The sequence below is a fragment of the Chryseobacterium piperi genome (assembly GCF_002285635.2).
Classification (GTDB): Bacteria; Bacteroidota; Bacteroidia; order Flavobacteriales; family Weeksellaceae; genus Chryseobacterium; species Chryseobacterium piperi.
Genome location: NZ_CP023049.2, coordinates 1517388 through 1538695 on the forward strand (window position 1 = coordinate 1517388; position 21308 = coordinate 1538695).

The window sequence follows — 21308 nt, forward strand, 5'->3', positions numbered from 1 at the left end:
TCGGATTATTTAGTGAAGTTGATTTCATCTAAGATTTCACTGAACACGGCTTGTGCTGAGAAAATACGGTTTTTAGCCTGCTGATAAATAATAGAATTCTCCCCGTCCATTACTTCATCACTCAATTCCACATTACGACGGACAGGAAGGCAATGCATTACTTTTCCGTTATTAGTTTCTTTCAGCTTTTCTCCGGTCAGCATCCAATTTTCCTTTACTTCAGGCATAGCAGCATAATCATCAAAAGAAGACCAGTTTTTAACGTAGATAAAATCTGCATCTTTTAAAGCCTCCTCCTGATTATGAATGATTTTTGTATCCTTAGTAAAGTTTTTATCCAAATCGTATCCTTCAGGATTGGCAATGACAAAGTCCACATCCATTTCATGCATCCACTCGGTAAAAGAGTTCGCAACAGCCTGGGCAATAGGTTTAATATGCGGAGCCCAAGTCAATACAACCTTTGGTTTATGATCTTCTTTCCAGTTTTCTGTTATCGTAATGCAGTCTGCCAGACTCTGTAAAGGATGACGAGTTGCTGATTCTAATGAAATAACCGGAACTTTGGCGTGTTTTTGAAATTGACTTAAAATACTTTCATTTACATCATCTTCCTTACTTTTCATTCCTGCAAAACAACGAACTGCAATAATATCGCAATATTGATTTAATACTTCAATAGCATCTTTAATATGTTCTACAGTATCACCATTCATTACTGCTCCATCAGCAAACTCAAGATTCCATGCTTCTTGCGCAGCATTCAATGTAAGAACATTCAATCCTAAATTCTGAGCTGCAATCTGACTGCTTAAACGGGTTCTTAAACTTGAGTTCAAGAATACCAGTCCTATTGTTTTTCCCTTTCCTTTTTCAGTTTCGGAAAGTGGGTTTTCTTTTATATTTAAAGCTTTTTTTATAGTTTCCTGCAAGTTTTCAATATCACTTACAGCGGTAAAATTTTTCATTTGATAATATTATTTATTGGTCAATAGACTCTTATTGTTTTATCCACAAAGGCACGATAGTTTTATTTTAAACACAAAACATTTAGTTGTAACTTAAAACCACTAAAGTGTTCAAGCTTTTGTGACTTTTGTGGTTTAAATATCCTGGCTCAGGTTTTAACGAAATTGCTTAGATTCCTACGAAATGACAATCCTGATGTTATATCCTACATTAGTTGTTTTTCAAAATTCTGCCTTTCAACAGTTTTGCGATTCAACGATTTTATAGTTCTTCGATTTAGCCTTTAAACAATTTCACAACTCTCCTGCAAAACACCTTTCAAAGCATTGATGAAAAGATTTGTTTCCTCTTTCCTGATATTAAGTGCAGGAAGAATCCTCAGTACAGACTTATCATTAGAATTTCCAGTAAAAATATGATGATCGTAAAGCAGACTTTTCCTCACTTCCGAGCAATCCCTATCCAGCTCAATTCCAATCATCAGTCCTTTCCTTCGGATAGATTTAATGTGTGGAAAGTCCTTAATTTCATTTTCAATATATTGTCCCATATTTTCAGCATTGGCCATCAGGTTCTCATCCTTCATAACATCCAGGACAGCAATTGCAGCTGCACAAGCCAAATGATTTCCCCCAAAAGTAGTTCCTAATAAACCATTACTTGCTTTAAATTTCGGATGAATCAAAACACCTCCAATAGGGAATCCATTTCCCATTCCTTTTGCGATAGTGATGATATCCGGTTGAACTCCAAATTCCTGATGAGCAAAGAAGTATCCTGATCTTCCATATCCAGATTGTACTTCGTCTAAAATCAAAACAGCATTATGCTGTTCACACAATTCTTTAATTTTAGATAAAAACTCTGCTGTCGGAATCATAATTCCTCCTACTCCCTGGATTCCTTCAATAATAACAGAAGAAATATCATTTCCCTGGGTTTTAAATATTTCTTCCAGCTGTTCGATATTATTCCATTCCGATTTAATGAAGCGTTCGGAATAATTAACCGGTGCTACAATTTTAGGATTATCCGTTACTGAAACAGCCGCAGAAGTTCGTCCATGAAATGCTCCCGAAAAATAAATCACTTTGCTTTTCCCATTATGAAAAGAAGCTAGTTTTAAAGCATTTTCATTGGCTTCTGCACCGGAATTACACAGAAAGAGATTATAATCTTGATATCCTGATAATTCCCCAAGCTTCTCAGCCAGTTCAGTTTGCAATTCATTCTGTACTGAATTGGAATAAAAAGAAATTTTATCTAACTGATCTTTCAGTTTCGACTGATAATGCGGATGATTATGACCAATAGAAATTACGGCATGTCCTCCGTAAAAATCAAGATACTTTTCTCCCTTATCATCCCAGAGAAATGATCCCTGAGCTTTTACAGGATTGATATTGAATAATGGATATACGTTGAATAAGTTCATTTTTTCTTTAGTTGTTAGTTACGAGATGTGAGGTTCGGGGTTCGTGATGCGAGGTTTTTAGGTAAGTGGAAAATACTTCTATAATTGATTCGGTTTCACGATTCCACGGTTTCACGATTCCACGGTTTTACGATTTAGCTTTTCAGCAATTTCGCCTTTCAGCAGTTTTACGATTCCGCGATTTTACAGTTTAGCTATTGATCCATTTCCCTAAAATCCCACCGGCTTCAAATCCAGTCCCAAATTCTCTTTCCACCCCATTGCAATATTCATGTTTTGAACTGCCTGTCCGGAAGCTCCTTTTAACAAATTGTCAATCGCCGAATGAATAACCACTACATTATCATTCTTTTCTATATGAATCACACAGCGATTGGTATTGACAACCTGTTTTAGATCAATTGCCCTTTCATTCACCTTTACAAAAGGTGCCTCTTCATAGAAATCACGATACAATTGCTCAATATCTGAAAGCTCCAAGTCTGATTTGACCGTTGAGCTGGTAAAAATCCCTCTCGTAAAATCTCCGCGCCAAGGAATAAAATTCAAACCTACTTTCTTATCATTAAAAGAATTTAACTGCTGTAAGACCTCATCCACATGCTGATGTGTTAAAGTTTTGTATGCAGAAATATTATCATTACGCCACGTAAAATGGGTAGTCGATTGCAAAGATTGTCCGGCTCCTGTAGAACCTGTAATTCCTGTAGTATATACTTCATTCAGCAATCCTTTTTCAGCAAGTGGCAATAAAGCAAGTTGAATCGCTGTTGCAAAACACCCCGGATTCGCAATACTTTTGACTCCTGAAAGATTTTTTTTATTGATTTCCGGCAGTCCGTAGATAAAATTTCTATTCTGGAAACTACCATCTAAACGAAAATCATTTCCCAGATCAATAACCAAGGTCTCATCTCCAACCGTATTTTGGCTCAACCAATTCTGGCTTTCTTTATGAGGTAAACACAAGAACAGAATTTCTACTTGTGAAGGCTTATCGGTTAAAGTCATTTCACAAACCGTCGCTAAATCCGGGTACAGATCAGAAATCTTTGTACCCGAATTAGAACGACTATATAAAAAACTCAATTCTATCATAGGGTGAAAAGCCAGCAAACGCACCAATTCACTCCCTGTATACCCGTTAGCACCTACAATTCCAACCTTCTTCATATTTTCACTCCGTTAATCTGATGATAAATATTCAGTGAATTACTTACAATTTTAGTATACCCTTTTACATCATCTCCACTCCATGCACGATTCGCTTCTCCATAGCTTCCGAATTGATCAGACATTAAATCATGATCAGATTCAATTCCATTCAGAACAAATCTGTACGGATATAGTGTAACAAAAACTTTTCCAGTTACCATCTCCTGAGAGTCTGATAAGAAAGATTCTATATTTCTCATGACAGGATCTAAAAACAATGCTTCATGAAGCCAGTTACCATACCAATCGGACAATTGAGACTTCATCATCTGCTGATATTTAGATAAAGTATGCTTTTCTAATAAATGATGAGCTTTGATAATAACCGATGCCGCAGCAGCTTCAAATCCTACTCTCCCTTTGATTCCAACAATAGTATCCCCTACATGAATGTCACGGCCGATTCCATAAGCAGAAGCCAGCTGTTCAATCTTCTGAATCGCATAAACAGGATGTTCGTAAGACACTCCGTTCACAGAAATGATCTCTCCTTTTTTAAATTCAATTTCAAGCTCTGAAGGATCTGTCACTTTAATCTGCGACGGAAAAGCTTCTTCAGGCAGATTATTTCTTGAAGTCAATGTCTCTTTTCCTCCTACTGAAGTCCCCCAAAGTCCTTTATTAACTGAATATTGGGCTTTTTGAAATTCCAAATCATATCCATGGCTTTTCAAAAATTCTATTTCTTCTTCTCTGGACAATGCCATGTCACGAATCGGTGTTATAATCTCCACATCAGGAGCCATTACCTGAAATATCAGATCAAAACGAACCTGATCATTCCCGGCACCTGTACTCCCATGAGCAATAGCATCTGCATTTGCTTCCAAAGCATATTTTGCAATTTCCTGAGCCTGAATCGTACGTTCTGCACTTACTGAAAGTGGATACGTATTGTTTTTAAGCACATTTCCGAAGATCAGATATTTAACACATGAATTGTAGTAATCTTCCTGCGCGTCGATGCACCTGTATTCTTTTACCCCAAGATGTAAGGCTTTCTTTTCCAGTTCTTTCTCTTCTTCTTTAGAAAAACCTCCTGTATTTACAGTTACTGCGTACACTTCATAACCTAGTGTTTCACTAAGATATTTAGCACAGTAAGAGGTATCCAAACCACCGCTAAACGCTAAGATTACTTTCTTTTTCATCTGAATTCTTCTTATTATTAATTGTCAAACGCAACTCGCCAGATCCTTTTGGTGTTGAGTGCACCTCATTCTTCTGGCTCACTTCATTATTATTATATTCTTTTTGAGGCGAACAATTCTCAGCCTCATTGATTGTATTATTGGGCGGAACAAAAAGCATTGCCGTACACAAACAGTTTTTACGTTCCTTCTGCATTAAAATATCATAATTCACACAGCTTTTACATCCGCTCCAAAATTCTTCATCCTGTGTCAATTCAGAATAAATAACAGGCTTATATCCTAAATCACTGTTGATTTTCATAACAGCCAGTCCTGTTGTTAATCCAAACACTTTAGCTGTTGGATATTTATCTCTGGACAATTGAAAAACCCTTTGTTTGATCTGGGTAGCCACTCCTCCGTTCCTGTATTTGGGTGATACAATCAGTCCGGAATTAGCCACAAACTGGCCATGTGACCAAGTTTCAATATAACAGAAACCTACCCACTCTCCATTTTCAGTAGCAACCACAGCATTGCCATCTGAAATCTTTTTACTTAAATATTCGATGGAACGTTTTGCGATCCCCGTCCCTCTTCTCTGTGCAGAATCATACATTTCCTGCTGTATTTCACTCACATACATTAGATGTTCGCATGAGGAAATTTCTATTTCCATTTATTTATCTGAATTTTTTGACAAATTTAAAGCATAATAACTTTATAAACCAAATTAAAAAGATATTTTTTTTGTTTAAAACAGAATTAAAAGATAATATATCTTATTGGTTATATTTTAATTTGCTAAATTATTATATATTTGCTAAAATACTATACATGGAAAATAAATGTCCGAAATGCAACAGCACTAATACTGTAAAAAGTGGGATAATCAATGAAAAGCAAAGATTCCATTGTAAGGACTGTAAGTATTATTTTACAGTAAAAAAACTGGGAAAACAGATCGATGACTATTATGTCACCAAAGCCCTTCAACTATACCTCGAAGGTTTGAGCTATCGTGAAATAGAAAGAATTATCGGGGTTTCTCATGTAACCATAAGTTCATGGATCAAAAAGTATAATATCACAAGACCTCCTCATTCCGAATTCCATCCCGTATATAAAGTATTAAAACAAAATGAGCTCATTGAATATATGTCGAATGAAGAAAACATTAAAAATTCAGGACTGATTATCACTCAGTTTGCTGACAAGTATATGCTGATTAAATGGGAGAGATTTAAGAAATAGATTTATGGAAAGGCAGAATCGCTGAAAAGCTAAATTGCGGAAAGGCAGAAAGGCTAAATCGTAAAACCGCGGAATCGTAAGACTGAATCAATTATAGAACTATTTTCCACTTACCTAAAAATCTCGCATCACGAATCCCGTAACTCGAACCCCGAACCTCGTATCTCAAACCTCGCATCACGAACCTCACCTATCACTTAATCCAAAAACTATACACTTACCAATAATATATACTAAATTTCTATAAACAAATTATTAATTACAATTTGGTGTTCACAAAATTAACGCCAAAAAATTGATAATTTATGAAGAAAATACTCACTTTTATTGGATTAGCTCTAATTAGTAGTTCACTATACTCTCAAGGATCTCCGGACTACGGAGGCGGGCTAAAAATAAACTTGAATCCCGAAGGAGATAAATTTGTAAGATTCATTTTATGGGATCAATTCTGGCTCAGAAATACCCAAATGAACCCAGGAAGTATGGTGGGAGACGAGCCTACCAATAATACATGGAACGTAGGAAACCGCAGACTCAGAGCACTCACCTATGCCCAGATCACTAAAAGATATATGATTTTACTCCACTTTGGAATCAACAATCAGACTTTCATTAACGGCGGAGCACCGGGAACAACAGGAACAGGAGGAAATGGAAACGGAAAGAAAACACAATTATTCTTTCATGATGCCTGGAATGAATATGCTGTAATTATGCCAGGAGAAGCAGGAAAATTCAGCCTTACATTAGGTGCCGGATTACATTATTATATGGGATTATCCCGAATGACAATGGGATCTACTCTTAACTTTATTACAGTAGATGCTCCTATTTTTAACTGGCCATTAATTGATAATTCAGATCAATTCGCCAGACAACTTGGATTCTTTGCTAAAGGAAAATATGGAAAATTTGAATACCGCTTAAGTGTAAATAAACCTTTTGCTACTAATTTAGCTCCGGTAAATGTAACTGATCCTGCAAAAGCTGCCGCTGTAGATAACAATGGAAATCCAAGCTTCTCAAAAGCAGGATACCTTGAATACCAATTCTTAGATCAAGAATCAAATACCTTACCTTTTAAAGTCGGTTCTTATCTTGGAACCAAGAAAGTCTTCAATATTGGAGCAGGTTTTTACCACCAGGCAGATGGAACGAGAACCTCTGTCAACTCCAACATACAAAAGCATGATATCACCCTTTTAGCAGTAGACGCCTTCGCCGATATTCCATTGGGAAATGCCAAAAACAAAATGGCTATCTCTGCTTATGCGGGGTATTACAACTACCAATTTGGTCCTAATTATGTCAGAAACATCGGCATTATGAACATCGCTACCGCCGATCCTAACTTTACCGGTCAGCAATCTATTACAGGCGTCGGTAATCTTCAACCTACAATAGGAACAGGTAATATTATCTACGCACAAGCGGGACTTCTTCTTCCTAATCAAACAGAAAAGCCTAAAATAAGAATTCAGCCTTTTGCAGCGTATACCCATAAAAACTTTGAAGCATTTGATAAGTCTTCTTCCCAATTTGACATAGGAGCCAACTGGTTTTTAGATGGACACCATGCAAAAATAACAACTCAATATTCCACAAGACCTGTCTATATGAGTCCTACTGAAAGACCAAAATCAAGAGGGGAATTCATTGTTCAGTTCCAAATTTATCTATAAAACAACGGATGACAGAATATACTTATTAAAAATTTATTAACATCAAAAATCAAATCCTATGAGCGAAAAGCATCACGAAAGCTACGAGAATATGACCGATAAGCAGAAAAACCGTACCATCTGGGGCGTCATCACTGCATCATCACTCGGAACACTGATAGAATGGTATGACTTCTATATTTTTGGAAGTTTAGCTGTTATATTAGCAACAAAATTCTTTCCGGCAGACAATCCTACCGCTGCATTTTTATCTACTCTCGCTACTTTTGCAGCAGGATTCGTAGTAAGACCTTTCGGAGCCTTGTTTTTCGGAAGACTGGGAGATATTATCGGAAGAAAATATACCTTCCTCGTTACTTTACTCATCATGGGATTCTCAACCTTTCTCATCGGATGTATTCCTAGCTATGAAACCATAGGCTTTATGGCTCCTGTATTAGTTTTAATTCTTAGATTATTACAAGGATTAGCTTTAGGAGGTGAATATGGAGGTGCCGCTACCTATGTTGCGGAATACGCACAACCTCACCGAAGAGGATATTGGACTTCATGGATTCAGACTACTGCTACAGCAGGACTTTTTATCTCTCTTATTGTAATTCTGATAACAAAAAATACGCTTTCTGCAGATCAATTTGACGGCTGGGGCTGGAGAGTTCCTTTCTGGATCTCCATTTTAATGGTGGGAGTTTCTTACATCATCAGAAAAAACATGAAAGAATCACCACTTTTTGCAAAAGCTAAAAGTGAAGGAAAAACTTCTAAAAACCCTTTAAAAGAGAGTTTCGGAAACAAGTATAACTTCAAATTTGTTTTATTAGCACTATTCGGAGCCGCTATGGGACAAGGGGTAATATGGTATACCGGCCAATTTTATGCCATGAGCTTCCTACAAAAAGTAATGAATGTAGAATCCGCGCAAGTTGATTCATTAATGGCTATCGCACTACTTTTAGGAACTCCTTTCTTTGTATTTTTCGGATGGCTCTCTGATAAAATAGGCCGTAAAGCCGTCATGATGACCGGAATGCTCGTTGCTATTTTAGCGTATCGCCCTATTTACAACAGCATGTATAAAAGCGTCAGTCTTGAAAACAAAACTATCGCCTCTAATGGTATCACCGAAAAAAGGACGGCTAAAATTCATAAAGAAATTTCCAGCGACAGTTTAATTACATTCCATAAGGAAACTTTATATACCGACGGAACTTTGATTAAAAAAGACAGTATCGTTCATTGGGCTGCTGCAGGCCCAGTAATAAAAGCAGACGGAAAAGCTGAAGAACCAAAAATTTCCCAATCTTTAAAACTTGCAGACAACACCAAATGGTATCTCATATTCCTGGTGTTCATCCAAGTAATCTTTGTCACCATGGTTTATGGTCCGATCGCTGCATTCCTTGTTGAAATGTTCCCTATACGGATTCGCTACACCTCTATGTCATTGCCTTACCATATTGGTAACGGAGTTTTCGGAGGACTTCTTCCTGCCGTAGCCACCTATTTGGTTACTTCAGGAAAAGATGCAGGACATGCGACATGGTATCTTGAAGGACTTTGGTATCCTATCGGTGTTGCAGGAGTCTGTTTATTAATCGGATTAATTTATCTTAAAAACAAGAACAATAATATTCACGATTAAGCATTGAATCACTCAAATTTTCATTAATTTTAAAACTACTAAAATGAACGCATTAAAAAAAATATTAGGTATTCTCTGGATTTTAATCGCTATAGCTGTAGGTTATTTTGGAATAACCATGTTGGGAATTCCAAAAATCACCTCCGGAAAGCAGGAAGATCTGGTGTTCGGTGTTATCATACTTTTTGTACTGATGCCGATCATCTCGGGCGGAATGGCCATTTTTGGTTACTATGCCCTAACAGGAGAATATTCTGACGATAAGGCCTAAAAAAACACTTTTGATAACTGATGAACCATTACTTATTTGTTTTGTTCATCAGTTATCTTTTATTAATTATGAAGAAGAGACACGAACAAAAACTGATTATTCTCAGCATTGGATTAATGATTGCTTTCAGCATTCCCATTTCCCTGCTATTCAATAGCGACAAAGACAATCTTGGCTATCCCATGATTCTAATCTACATATTCGCTGTCTGGACGGTGTCTATTATCATATCTTTTGTAATCGTAAAAAAGTATGATGAATAGTTTTTCTTTATTTGTTGTTGTTTTACTTTATCTGGCTCTTTTATTCTTAGTTGCCCATCTGGCAGAAAAGAAAAAAAGCAAGCTATGGATCAACAATCCCTATATCTATGCGTTATCATTGGCTGTTTACTGTACAGCCTGGACCTATTACGGAAGCATTGGCGTAGCTGCAACAAGCGGTCTCAATTATTTGCCCATTTATGTAGGTCCTATTATAGTAATCCCTGCGTGGATTTTCATTAATACCCGAATCGTAAGAATTTCAAGAGTCAACAAAATAAGTAGTCTTGCGGATTTTATTTCATTAAGATATGGAAATAGCAGAAGCTTTTGTGCTATCATCACCATTGTCTGCCTCTTTGCCATTGTTCCTTATATAGGATTACAGATCAAAGCGATTTCTGAAACATTCCATTTGGTAACGGAAACTCCCATGTCTAAAAATATTCTTACGGACAATGCTACTTTCGTGGTTATTTTAATTGCCCTCTTCTCTTCTTACTATGGGACAAGATATGTAGATGCTTCGGAAAAGCGTCTTGGAATTATTTCAGCCATTGCATTGGAAAGCTTTTTAAAGCTCTTTTTTATCATTATTCTGGGTCTGTTTGTTATCTATTTTGTTTTTGACGGGTTCTCAGATATCTATGAAAAAGCGAGCCACTTCAAGGATTTTAAAGAGAAAAATACATTCAACGGTGTTGAGGGAGCATTAAACTGGATGATTCTGTGTATGATTTCGGCAACAGCAATCTGTATTCTTCCAAGACAGTTCCATACCGCAATTGTTGAAAACAGACAGGAAAAACATATTAAAACTGCAATTTGGTTTTTCCCATTATACCTTTTAATTTTTACTATTTTCATCTTTCCTATTGCATGGGGTGGAAGACTTATCTTTGATGGGCAAAATGTAAATCCCGAGTTCTATTCCATACTGATTCCACAACATTTCAATAATACTTTAATTACAGTTTTGGTTTTCCTTGGCGGATTGAGCTCATCTATTTCAATGATCATTATCTCAGCCATCACCTTATCCATTATGCTTTCCAATAACCTTATTATTCCTTATGGTTTATTAGGGAAATTCAAATCGGAAAACGAGTCTCAAAATACACGAAACATTACCAATATCAGGAAAATAAGCATTTTCGCACTCGTTCTCATGGCTTTTGCCTTCTATAAATATTTCATTCTCAAAACTTCATTAGACTCTGTAGGATTAATTTCATTTGTTGTGATAGCCCAGCTTGCCCCTGCCTTTTTCGGTGCGTTATTTTGGAAAAGAGGCAGCTATAAAGGAGCTGTTACAGGATTGATCGCAGGATTAATCATCTGCTATTTCGGACTGATCATCCCGCAATATTATTTTTCCTATAACCAGGAATTTAAAGGAGCCTTAAGAGACCTATATATGGCTTTTGATTTCTTTAACATCCCCTATTTAAGCAGAATTCCTGAAATCTTTTTCTGGTCTATTTTAATCAACATAGGTCTGTTTACTATAATTTCGGTAAGCATCAAAGGAAATTACCGGGAAAGAAATTTTGCTGAATTATATGTAGATATCGACAAATACATTCAAAATCACGAAAATGCTTTTATCTGGCGTGGAACAGCATACGTATCCGATATCAAAAATATCCTGGAACGCTTTTTAGGCAAAAAGAAAACAGAACAAGCATTGAGGATTTTCAATCTGAAATATAATATAGATTCTGAGACTGAAACCGCTGACTCCAGGTTTATTAAGTTCTCAGAAAACTTGCTGGCAGGCAGAATAGGAACCGCTTCAGCAAAGATTCTGATCGAAGGCGTAACAAAAGAAGATAAAATATCTTTAAAGGAAGTTTTAAATATTTTGGAAGAGTCTAAAGAAAACATTTCCCTAAATAAGAAACTTATTGAAAAATCAGACGAATTGAAGCAACTTTCAGATGAGCTAACAGCTGCCAATGAAAACTTAATCATCAAAGACCGCCAAAAAGATGACTTCCTGGATTCAGTAGCCCACGAGCTGAGAACGCCTATTACAGCCATCCGCTCCGCAGGAGAAATTTTAGCTGATGACGATGATATTCCTTTAGAGATAAAAAAAGAATTCCTCCATAATATCATTACCGAGTCGGACAGATTAAGTGAAATCATCAACGACATTCTTTATCTGGACAAACTAGAACATGGAGAAATTGCTTTAAATGTCAATCAAAATAACATTATTGAGACCTATAAAAAATCCCTTAACCCTCTCCTCCACCTTATTCAGCAAAAAGATATTCATGTATGCGATGTCAATCTCCTCCAGCAACATCTGTTTGAATATGATGAACCAAGAATGATTCAGCTATTCCAGAATATTCTGGGAAATGCTTTGAAATTCACGGATGAACAAGGAATCATACAAACAAAGTTTTATGAAAAAGAAAATCACTTAATCATCACCATTTTCAATACCGGAAAAATGATTCCTGAGGAAGACTTGACGCTGATTTTCAATAAATTTTATCAATCCAGAAATCAAAATATTTTAAAACCTACAGGAAGTGGCCTTGGATTAGCTATTTGTAAAAAAATTATTGAAGCTCACAAAGGCTCGATACAAGCGGAAAATACAGGACTTGGGGTAACCTTTACAATCGTTCTTCCCCACTTGATACAAGAAATAAAAAATGAAGTCGAATAACCATAGAAACAACATATGAAAAAGATAATCATTGCAGATGATGAACACAAAATACTCATGTCACTGGAGTATAGCTTTAGGAAAAACGGTTATGACGTTTTCATTGCACGGGATGGAACTGAAGTTTTAGAATTCTTAAAAACTATGGTTCCGGATGTCATCCTATTAGATATTATGATGCCTAACCTTGATGGATACAGCACTCTTGAAAGAATCAAAGAACAGGAAAATCTAAAAAATACAAAAGTTCTTTTTCTCAGTGCTAAAAACAATCCTAAAGATATTGAAAAAGGTTTGGAAATGGGAGCCGATGCCTACATCACCAAACCCTACTCCATAAAAAAACTAATCCAGCAGATTGAGGAACTGTTTGAATAAAATATGAGATTGCTTCGCTTTGCTCGCAATGACAAAGATTTAAAATAAACCTGAAACACAATTATTAATATGAATGCAGACGAATTATTTACAAGAAGTATAGAAGAAAAAGAGAATTTCTGGAAAGAACAGGCTCGGGAAATCGATTGGTTTGAATTTCCCAGACAGATTCTTTCACAAGATCAAAATAATTATACCCAGTGGTTTTCCGATGGAAAACTGAACCTATGTTATTTATGCATAGATAAACACATTGAAGACGGATTTGGAGAACAGATTGCTATTGTTTATGATTCTCCGGTCACTGGTCAGAAAATAAAATATACCTTTCACCAAGCTCAGGAAGAAATCTCAAAATTCGCAGGTGGCCTGGCCTCATTAGGTTTGGAAAAGGGAGACACCGCCGTTATCTATATGCCAATGATTCCCCAAACTCTTTTTGCGATGCTAGCCTGTGCAAGAATCGGTGTGATTCACAATGTTGTATTTGGTGGCTTTGCTCCTAATGAACTCGTGGTAAGGATTGATGACTGCAAGCCTAAAGCTTTAATTACAGCTACCGCAGGTATAGAAATCGCGAAAAGAATTCCGTATTTACCATTGGTTGAAAAAGCAATCCAACTTGCGCAAGATAAAGTTGATCACATCATTGTTTATAATCGTAAATTAACGGATAATCAGGATGAAATGTTTGATGGATTGATCGATTATGAAGAACTCGTAGAAAAATCAGATCCTACACCCTGCGTTTCCGTAGAGTCTACCCATCCGCTTTACCTGCTTTACACCTCAGGAACCACTGGAAAACCTAAAGGAATCGTCCGTGACACCGGAGGTTATGCTACAGCTTTGAAATTTTCCATGAAATATATTTACGGAATAGAACCAGGAGAAACCTTCTGGGCAGCGTCCGATTTCGGCTGGGCCGTGGGACACAGTTTTTCCGTTTACGGACCCTTGCTGAACAGAAATACCACCATTATTTTTGAAGGAAAGCCCATCATGACCCCTGATGCAGGAACATTTTGGAGAATTATTTCGGAATATAAAGTTTCTGCAATGTTTACAGCACCTACTGCGATTCGGGCAATCAAAAAAGAAGATACCAACGGAGAGCTGGTAAAACAATACGACCTATCTCACTTCAAAAAACAGTTTCTGGCTGGCGAACGCTGTGATGTTGCTACTTTAGACTGGTTCAGCAAACACATTGGAGTGCCTGCCATAGATCACTGGTGGCAAACCGAATCAGGCTGGCCTATGCTGGGACTCATGACCTTCAATGATCTTTATCAGATCAAAAGAGCTTCTGCCGGTAAGCCAATCCCGGGATATGATATCAAGATTTTTGATGAAAACGGCTTTGAACTCAACCCGCATCAAGAAGGGTATCTGGTTATTAAACTCCCTCTCCCTCCCGGAGCCCTTTTAGGAATATGGAAAGACAATGAACGTTTTCAAAACAGCTATCTGTCTCAATATAACGGCTATTATTTTTCCGGAGACGGAGCTATTCAGGATGAAGACGGTTATATTTTCATTACAGGGAGAGTGGATGATGTTATTAATGTAGCCGGACACAGACTTTCTACATCAGAAATGGAGGAAATTGTCGCTTCACATCCTGAGGTTGCCGAATGTGCCGTTGTCGGAATTGATCATGAACTCAAAGGCCAGATTCCTTTTGCGACAGCTGTTTTAAAAAACGGCTCATCAATTTCCGAACACGATCTGGAGCAGGAAATCGTACAAATGGTAAGAGATAAAATCGGAGCCGTTGCTTTCTTAAAAAATGTAATGGTTGTCAAACGTTTACCTAAAACACGTTCCGGAAAAACTTTAAGAAAGCTCATCAGAACTCTTCTGGATGGGAAAGAATTTCAGGTTCCATCTACGATAGATGACGAAAAAATAATCGAAGAAATACAAGAAAAAATCGTGGATTACAGGGGTAAATCCACAAATTAAACTTAAATTTAAGATATAAAATAAATTCAAATTTCAAAAAACAAAAGGGATATGAGAAATTACTTGATAGAGGATTTGCCTCACTATTTTGAAGAATACAAAAAGTCTATTAAAAACCCTAAAAAATTCTGGGATAAAATAGCTGATCAAAACTTTGTATGGTATCAAAGGTGGAGCAAAGTGGTTAAGTATGATATGAATGAGGCAAAGATTACCTGGTTTAAAGATGCTAAATTAAATATTACCAAAAACTGTATCGACAGACACCTTAATGAAAGAGGTGATAAAACGGCTATCATCTGGGAGCCTAACGATCCAAAAGAAGAAGCTCAGCACATTTCCTATAATGAACTGTATACCCGCGTCAATAAAACAGCCAATGTTTTAAGAGATATGGGAATAGAAAAAGGAGACCGTGTCTGTATTTATCTTCCAATGATTCCAGAGCTGGCCATTACTATGCTTGCCTGTGCCAAATTAGGAGCTGTACACTCCGTAATCTTTGCTGGATTTTCTGCCAATGCAGTAGCTTCAAGAGTCAATGACTGTGCGGCAAAGGTGGTTATTACTTCTGACGGAAGTTACAGAGGAAGCAAAGTACTGGATCTAAAAAGCATTGTAGATGAAGCTTTGGAAAAAACACCGACTATCGAAAAAGTACTGGTAGTCAATAGAACCCATAACGATATCAAAATGAAGGAAGGCAGGGATTACTGGATGTCTGAACTTTATGAAAAAGCCTCTCCTGACTTTGTTACCGTAATTATGGATGCTGAGGATCCCCTATTTATTCTTTACACTTCCGGATCTACAGGAAAACCTAAAGGAATGCTTCATACCTGCGCCGGGTATATGGTGTATACTGCTTATACATTTAAGAATATCTTTAACTACCAGGAAAATGATATCTACTGGTGTACAGCGGATATCGGCTGGATTACAGGACACTCTTACATTCTTTACGGACCATTATGTAATGGAGCCACTACAGTTATGTTTGAAGGGGTTCCTACTTATCCGGAACCGGACCGTTTTTGGGAAGTGATTGAGAAACATAAAATCACTCAATTCTACACCGCTCCTACCGCTATTCGTTCACTGGCAAAAGAAAGCACAGAATGGGTAGACAAACATGATTTAAGCTCTTTAAAAGTCATAGGGTCCGTAGGAGAGCCTATCAACGATGAAGCATGGCATTGGTTTAATGATCATGTCGGAAAGAAAAAATGCCCGATCGTAGATACCTGGTGGCAAACAGAAACAGGAGGAATTATGATTTCACCTCTTCCTTTTATCACCCCTACCAAACCCACTTACGCAACACTTCCATTGCCTGGAATACAACCCGTCCTTATGGATGACAAACGAAATGAAATAACAGGAAACCAGGTGACAGGGAATCTTTGTATCCGTTTTCCTTGGCCAGGAATCGCAAGAACCATCTGGGGTGACCATCAAAGGTATAAGGAGACCTACTTCACCGCCTTTCCTGGAAAATACTTTTCTGGTGACGGTGCTTTGAGAGACGAGGTAGGTTACTACAGAATCACAGGACGTGTAGATGATGTCATTATTGTTTCCGGGCATAACTTAGGAACTGCTCCTATCGAAGATAGCATCAATCAGCACCCTGCAGTAGCAGAGTCCGCGATTGTAGGATACCCCCATGACATTAAAGGAAATGCCTTATATGGTTATGTCGTATTGAAAGAAACCGGTGAAGGGCGCCAGAGAGAAAATCTTAAAAAAGAGATTAATCAGCTCATTTCTGATCAGATTGGCCCTATAGCAAAACTGGATAAAATACAATTTGTTTCCGGACTTCCAAAGACACGTTCAGGGAAAATCATGAGAAGAATCCTAAGAAAAATTGCAGAGGGAGACTTTAATAATTTCGGAGATACTTCCACTTTATTAAATCCTGAAATTGTTGATGAAATTAAAAACGAAAGATTAGATTAATTTTTAAATTAATATCAAATAAAAGACGAAGAATTTTTCTTCGTCTTTTATTTTTTTCTATTACAAAAACCTCATAGTTTTTTTGAAAGCTATCAGGTTTATTATTTCGGACACATTATTTTAATTAGACAAACACCCGGAAATAGAGTTCAGTCCGCATCAGTAGTCAATTATCCCCAAAATGACTTTAATAAAACCAAACAGACGATTGATAGAAATAATCAAATATTTTCAATATATATTATAGATAAAACAACATTAAATAAATTTTATTAAATTTTTTATAAAATAATTCGAATTTAATTATTATCTTTAAGTACAAATTTAAAACACATTATTATGTCAAAAATATTAGCTGGATTATTTGAATCTCATAGTGATTATAAAAAACTTGAGACGGATTTAGAAAGTTCTGGTTTTGAAAACTCAGATTATATCGTTTACCTTAATGATCATCATAATGCTCAGTATTTGGCGAGTGTTGCGGTACGTGATAACGACCAAACAGATAATGCTAGAAATATTTTCAGCCAAAACTCTGTTCTAAAAACCTACTTATTCGAAAACATGAGCATTGAACAAGCTGACTATCATAGCCTTAAAAAATACATAGATGCAAGAAGCCGGGCAGAAATTCACAATAGTCCGAACGTAAAAATAAAAGGTTCTACCAATGGTATGGACTCAGAAGTAAAATTCTAAGCAAACTAAATTCTAATAACCGGAAATCCGTAGAGCCTATCTACGGATTTTTTGTAATTTGAAAAGTGGAAAAATTTTCGTATTTTCGTTTAATTATAGGCATTGTACACAAATGAGTTACGACTTAGAACAGGAGAACAAAGAGATACTTACCAGGTATAAGGATCTGATTTCTAATACCTACCGGACTCTGGATGAGGAAAACAACAAACTCATTCGGAAGGCATTTGATATTGCGCTAGATGCACATAAGGATCAAAGAAGAAAATCCGGGGAACCTTACATCTACCATCCCATTGCCGTTGCTAAAATTGTAGCAACTGAAATAGGTTTGGGAGCAACCTCTATTGCGTGTGCTCTGCTGCATGATGTCATTGAAGATTCTGATTATACCTATGAGGATGTTAAAAAGATATTTGGCGAAAAAATAGCCAATATCGTGAATGGGTTAACCAAGATATCCATCATGAATCATCAGAATATCTCGGTGCAGTCAGAAAATTACAGAAAATTATTACTGACACTTTCTGAAGACTTCAGGGTTATATTGATTAAGATTGCAGACCGCCTTCACAATATGCGTACCCTAGAAAGTATGGCACCGGATAAGCAGAAAAAAATTGCTTCTGAAACGGTTTACATTTATGCTCCAATGGCGCATCGTCTGGGGCTGTACAATATCAAATCCGAGCTTGAAGATCTTTCATTAAAATATAACAATCCGGAAATTTACAATGAGATCGCGGAAAAATTAGAATTAGCTAAAGAAAACCGCGAAAAGTATATTGAAGAATTTAAAAAAGAAGCTTCTCAAAGATTAAAAGAGGAAGGACTGAATTTCACCATAAAAGGACGTGCCAAAGCTATTTCTTCTATTTATAGGAAAATGCTTAAACAGGGAGTTTCTTTTGAAGAGGTTTTTGATAATTATGCAATCAGGATTATTTACAAATCTGATGCAAAAAATGAAAAGTTTCTTGCCTGGAAAATCTATTCTATTGTAACGGATGTTTATCACAGTAACCCTTCAAGAATGAGAGACTGGATTACACAGCCTCGTTCTACAGGATATGAAAGTCTCCACCTAACCGTTCTTGGGCCAGACAAAAAATGGATCGAGGTACAAATCCGTTCCGAAAGAATGGATGAAATCGCTGAAAAAGGTGTTGCTGCTCATTACAAGTATAAAGAGGGTTATAAACAAAGCTCTGATGACAGAAATTTTGAGAGATGGGTAACCGAAATTCGTGATGTTCTGGAGCAACAGCAAAACCTTTCCACTTCTGAGCTATTAGATAATATCAAGCTCAATTTATATTCGAAAGAGGTCTTTGTATTTACTCCTAAGGGAGAAATTAAAATTCTACCTACCAATGCCACGGCATTGGATTTTGCTTTTTCTGTACACTCTGATCTGGGGATGAAGTGTTTAGGCGCCAAGATTAATGGTAAATTAGTTCCTATTTCTTATGTGCTGCAAAATGGAGATCAGGTTGATATCCTCTCTTCCCAGAATCAAAAACCGAAATCTGACTGGCTTGAATTTGTGGTCACTTCAAAAGCAAAGTCCAAGATTAAAAGCTACCTGAATTCACAAAAAAATCAACTGGTAGAGGAAGGAAAAGAAATTCTTCAGCGTAAACTTCGACATGCTAAAATTAATTTCAACGATGAGGAAGTCAATAAGCTTCAAAAGTTTTTTAATTTAAAAACTTCCCAGGAGCTATTCTTAAAATTCCAAAGCAATGAATTGGATGTAAGCAGCTTAAGAAGATATATAGAAAGTAAAAATGTTTTCAACAACCTTCTTTCAAGGTTTAGAAAATCACCGTCGAAAAATGTTCACTTCGAAGAACCGAAGGAGCAAAACCTTGACATGATTGTCTTCGGAAAAGACGAAGAAAAACTGAACTACAGCTATGCAAAATGCTGTACCGTAATTCCCGGAGATAAAATTTTCGGATTTATTACTATTTCTGACGGAATAAAAGTACACAGTGATAACTGTCCCAACGCTATTAACCTCAGAGCTCAATATGATTACAGGGTTATTCCTGCAAAATGGGTTAACGCTGAGAGCTTCAAAAACAGGGTCAAAATTGAAATTGAAGGACTGGATAGAATGGGAATGATTAATGATATTACCGCTGTTATTAGTGGCACCATGGGAATGGATATGAAAAGTATGTCTATTGAATCCAACAACGGAGTTTTTACAGGCAACATCAATCTCGAAGTAAAAAACAAGGGACAATTAGAAGAAACCTTCAAAAAACTTAAAAATATAAACGGCGTTTCAAGAGTGAGACGATTACAATCTTAGACATGAATTTATCTATTTATTTTAAAAAATTTTTCAACAATAACCTATGTTCAGGGATCATACTTATTTTTTGCGTAGTTGCCTCTTTATTAATTGCTAATTCATCATTAGGAGAAGGGTTAGATAATTTTATTCATAAAGAAATAGGTACCCCTCTTTTTGGGTTGAAATTTCCAATACATATATGGATCAATGATGGCTTAATGGCAATTTTCTTTCTTCTCGTAGGTTTAGAAATCAAAAGAGAATTGGTAGAAGGAGAACTATCTTCTTTCAAAAATGCATCTCTTCCTATTTTTGCTGCAGTCGGCGGGATGCTTGTCCCTGCAACCATTTATGCTCTTTTTAATTCAGGCACTGAATATAGTAACGGATGGGGAATTCCTATGGCTACTGATATTGCTTTTTCTCTTGCACTTATTTCAATGCTGGGGAGTAAAATTCCTAACTCCATTAAAATTTTTCTTGCAGCCCTCGCTATCGTTGATGATTTAGGTGCTATTCTGGTAATTGCAATTTTTTATACGGAACAGATCCATTGGTCTTATCTTGCTTTATCTGCTGGGGTTGTGGTTCTTTTGTTCCTTTTGAATTTTTTAAAAGTAACAAAAATTATATTCTATATTATTCCTGGATTATTTTTATGGTATTTCCTACACCATTCAGGAATCCATGCTACTATTGCAGGTGTATTGCTGGCTTTATCAATTCCAACCAATGCATCCAATGTGGAAATCTCTCCACTTGAAAAATTAGAACATACATTACATATTCCTGTAAGCTTTCTGATCATGCCGATATTTGCTTTAACCAATACTAATATAGTATTCCACGACGGGATGGTAGAAGGATTGGCCAGTACGCTGGGACTAGGAATTATTGGTGGATTGGTTTTAGGAAAGCTGATTGGAATCAATCTATTTTCCTTCATTGCTATAAAGTTAAAATTAAGTAAACTTCCTTATAATAGTACTTGGGCACATATGATTGGAGTAGGTTTACTTGCCGGAATCGGGTTTACGATGTCTATTTTTATTGCACTTCTTTCATTTAAAGAAAGGTATGAAATCCAGGAAGAAGCTAAATTTGCTATTTTAATAGCCTCTCTCTTATCTGCTGTTTTAGGGGTAATCATATTGAGTATGAGCTCTAAAAAGAATAAATTAATTAACGAAGATGAGGAAAACGACTTCGAAGACGATGAATAAGATATAAACAATAAAAAGAGGGCATTTAATTAAATGCCCTCTTTTATTTTATCTCAACCACATTGATAAGTACTTATCCTGCACAGTCCCCTGCAACAATAGGTATTTTCACCCGGACAATAATTGGTGTTTACTTCATATGCTAGTCCGCCTTGCACAATTTTCAGATCGTGTCTTGTTAATTTTTTGATGTTTTTCATAATAATGGATTGGT

The 21308-nt window shown here is 36.5% G+C and carries 18 protein-coding genes; 12 read left to right on the forward strand and 6 right to left on the reverse strand.

The window, feature by feature from the left end:
• Nucleotides 1-5 precede the first annotated feature (5 nt).
• The 5 genes from CJF12_RS06680 to CJF12_RS06700 form a co-directional block, all read right to left on the reverse strand.
• Nucleotides 6-968, reverse strand: a complete 963-nt coding sequence (locus CJF12_RS06680) for a Rossmann-fold NAD(P)-binding domain-containing protein (protein ID WP_034683174.1) — start codon at nt 966-968, stop codon at nt 6-8.
• 284 nt (nt 969-1252) lie between these two features.
• Nucleotides 1253-2404, reverse strand: coding sequence for an aspartate aminotransferase family protein (locus CJF12_RS06685; protein ID WP_034683178.1), 1152 nt, complete (start codon nt 2402-2404; stop codon nt 1253-1255).
• A 210-nt stretch (nt 2405-2614) separates the two neighbouring features.
• Complete coding sequence (gene argC / locus CJF12_RS06690; RefSeq protein WP_034683181.1) at nt 2615-3577, reverse strand: N-acetyl-gamma-glutamyl-phosphate reductase; 963 nt, start codon at nt 3575-3577, stop codon at nt 2615-2617.
• Nucleotides 3574-4770, reverse strand: coding sequence for an argininosuccinate synthase (argG, locus tag CJF12_RS06695; protein ID WP_034683184.1), 1197 nt, complete (start codon nt 4768-4770; stop codon nt 3574-3576). Before argG ends, argC begins: the two co-directional genes overlap by 4 nt.
• Nucleotides 4742-5431 (reverse strand): GNAT family N-acetyltransferase, encoded by a 690-nt coding sequence (locus CJF12_RS06700; protein ID WP_034683187.1) that lies wholly within the window; start codon nt 5429-5431, stop codon nt 4742-4744. Before CJF12_RS06700 ends, argG begins: the two co-directional genes overlap by 29 nt.
• A 158-nt stretch (nt 5432-5589) precedes the next feature.
• Between CJF12_RS06700 and CJF12_RS06705 the strand changes: the two genes are divergently transcribed.
• The 12 genes from CJF12_RS06705 to nhaA all read left to right on the forward strand — a co-directional run bounded on the left by CJF12_RS06705 (nt 5590) and on the right by nhaA (nt 21094).
• Nucleotides 5590-6006, forward strand: coding sequence for an IS1/IS1595 family N-terminal zinc-binding domain-containing protein (locus tag CJF12_RS06705; protein ID WP_034683189.1), 417 nt, complete (start codon nt 5590-5592; stop codon nt 6004-6006).
• Between the two features lie 305 nt (nt 6007-6311).
• Entirely contained in the window at nt 6312-7691 is a 1380-nt protein-coding gene (locus tag CJF12_RS06710) for a hypothetical protein (protein ID WP_034683192.1), read from the forward strand.
• A 58-nt stretch (nt 7692-7749) separates the two neighbouring features.
• The gene (locus CJF12_RS06715) at nt 7750-9333 is read left to right on the forward strand and encodes an MFS transporter (protein ID WP_051887237.1); all 1584 of its coding nucleotides are present in this window, start codon (nt 7750-7752) and stop codon (nt 9331-9333) included.
• Between the two features lie 43 nt (nt 9334-9376).
• Nucleotides 9377-9604 carry a DUF6814 family protein gene (locus tag CJF12_RS06720; RefSeq protein WP_034683194.1) on the forward strand — a complete coding sequence of 76 codons (228 nt, stop codon included), beginning with the start codon at nt 9377-9379 and terminating at the stop codon, nt 9602-9604.
• 68 nt (nt 9605-9672) lie between these two features.
• Nucleotides 9673-9867 carry a hypothetical protein gene (locus CJF12_RS06725; RefSeq protein WP_034683198.1) on the forward strand — a complete coding sequence of 65 codons (195 nt, stop codon included), beginning with the start codon at nt 9673-9675 and terminating at the stop codon, nt 9865-9867.
• Nucleotides 9860-12553 (forward strand): ATP-binding protein, encoded by a 2694-nt coding sequence (locus tag CJF12_RS06730; protein ID WP_034683207.1) that lies wholly within the window; start codon nt 9860-9862, stop codon nt 12551-12553. Before CJF12_RS06725 ends, CJF12_RS06730 begins: the two co-directional genes overlap by 8 nt.
• Nucleotides 12554-12568: 15 nt before the next feature.
• Nucleotides 12569-12931, forward strand: coding sequence for a response regulator transcription factor (locus CJF12_RS06735; protein WP_034683210.1), 363 nt, complete (start codon nt 12569-12571; stop codon nt 12929-12931).
• A 69-nt stretch (nt 12932-13000) separates the two neighbouring features.
• Entirely contained in the window at nt 13001-14899 is a 1899-nt protein-coding gene (locus CJF12_RS06740) for an AMP-binding protein (protein WP_034683213.1), read from the forward strand.
• A 51-nt stretch (nt 14900-14950) separates the two neighbouring features.
• Nucleotides 14951-16861 carry an acetate--CoA ligase gene (gene acs, locus CJF12_RS06745; RefSeq protein ID WP_034683216.1) on the forward strand — a complete coding sequence of 637 codons (1911 nt, stop codon included), beginning with the start codon at nt 14951-14953 and terminating at the stop codon, nt 16859-16861.
• A 339-nt stretch (nt 16862-17200) separates the two neighbouring features.
• Nucleotides 17201-17563, forward strand: a complete 363-nt coding sequence (locus CJF12_RS06750) for a hypothetical protein (protein ID WP_034683219.1) — start codon at nt 17201-17203, stop codon at nt 17561-17563.
• 112 nt (nt 17564-17675) lie between these two features.
• The gene (locus CJF12_RS06755; protein WP_034683222.1) at nt 17676-19886 is read left to right on the forward strand and encodes a RelA/SpoT family protein; all 2211 of its coding nucleotides are present in this window, start codon (nt 17676-17678) and stop codon (nt 19884-19886) included.
• A gap of 2 nt (nt 19887-19888) precedes the next feature.
• Entirely contained in the window at nt 19889-21094 is a 1206-nt protein-coding gene (gene nhaA, locus CJF12_RS06760; protein ID WP_034683225.1) for a Na+/H+ antiporter NhaA, read from the forward strand.
• A 53-nt stretch (nt 21095-21147) separates the two neighbouring features.
• Here the strand turns inward: nhaA and CJF12_RS20535 are convergent, their stop codons facing one another.
• On the reverse strand, nt 21148-21294 hold the full coding sequence (locus tag CJF12_RS20535; RefSeq protein WP_449384835.1) for a bacteriocin-like protein: 147 nt from the start codon (nt 21292-21294) through the stop codon (nt 21148-21150).
• Nucleotides 21295-21308 lie beyond the last annotated feature (14 nt).

What these genes read in the sequence shown, in the direction of transcription:
- CJF12_RS06680 (WP_034683174.1), bottom strand. Translation starts at nt 968, where the DNA reads ATGAAAAATTTTACCGCTGTAAGTGATATTGAAAACTTGCAGGAAACT.
- CJF12_RS06755 (WP_034683222.1), top strand. Translation starts at nt 17,676, where the DNA reads ATGAGTTACGACTTAGAACAGGAGAACAAAGAGATACTTACCAGGTAT.
- CJF12_RS06710 (WP_034683192.1), top strand. Translation starts at nt 6,312, where the DNA reads ATGAAGAAAATACTCACTTTTATTGGATTAGCTCTAATTAGTAGTTCA.
- acs (WP_034683216.1), top strand. Translation starts at nt 14,951, where the DNA reads ATGAGAAATTACTTGATAGAGGATTTGCCTCACTATTTTGAAGAATAC.
- CJF12_RS06730 (WP_034683207.1), top strand. Translation starts at nt 9,860, where the DNA reads ATGAATAGTTTTTCTTTATTTGTTGTTGTTTTACTTTATCTGGCTCTT.
- CJF12_RS06715 (WP_051887237.1), top strand. Translation starts at nt 7,750, where the DNA reads ATGAGCGAAAAGCATCACGAAAGCTACGAGAATATGACCGATAAGCAG.
- argG (WP_034683184.1), bottom strand. Translation starts at nt 4,770, where the DNA reads ATGAAAAAGAAAGTAATCTTAGCGTTTAGCGGTGGTTTGGATACCTCT.
- argC (WP_034683181.1), bottom strand. Translation starts at nt 3,577, where the DNA reads ATGAAGAAGGTTGGAATTGTAGGTGCTAACGGGTATACAGGGAGTGAA.
- CJF12_RS06735 (WP_034683210.1), top strand. Translation starts at nt 12,569, where the DNA reads ATGAAAAAGATAATCATTGCAGATGATGAACACAAAATACTCATGTCA.
- CJF12_RS06685 (WP_034683178.1), bottom strand. Translation starts at nt 2,404, where the DNA reads ATGAACTTATTCAACGTATATCCATTATTCAATATCAATCCTGTAAAA.
- CJF12_RS06705 (WP_034683189.1), top strand. Translation starts at nt 5,590, where the DNA reads ATGGAAAATAAATGTCCGAAATGCAACAGCACTAATACTGTAAAAAGT.
- nhaA (WP_034683225.1), top strand. Translation starts at nt 19,889, where the DNA reads ATGAATTTATCTATTTATTTTAAAAAATTTTTCAACAATAACCTATGT.
- CJF12_RS06700 (WP_034683187.1), bottom strand. Translation starts at nt 5,431, where the DNA reads ATGGAAATAGAAATTTCCTCATGCGAACATCTAATGTATGTGAGTGAA.
- CJF12_RS06725 (WP_034683198.1), top strand. Translation starts at nt 9,673, where the DNA reads ATGAAGAAGAGACACGAACAAAAACTGATTATTCTCAGCATTGGATTA.
- CJF12_RS06740 (WP_034683213.1), top strand. Translation starts at nt 13,001, where the DNA reads ATGAATGCAGACGAATTATTTACAAGAAGTATAGAAGAAAAAGAGAAT.
- CJF12_RS20535 (WP_449384835.1), bottom strand. Translation starts at nt 21,294, where the DNA reads ATGAAAAACATCAAAAAATTAACAAGACACGATCTGAAAATTGTGCAA.
- CJF12_RS06750 (WP_034683219.1), top strand. Translation starts at nt 17,201, where the DNA reads ATGTCAAAAATATTAGCTGGATTATTTGAATCTCATAGTGATTATAAA.
- CJF12_RS06720 (WP_034683194.1), top strand. Translation starts at nt 9,377, where the DNA reads ATGAACGCATTAAAAAAAATATTAGGTATTCTCTGGATTTTAATCGCT.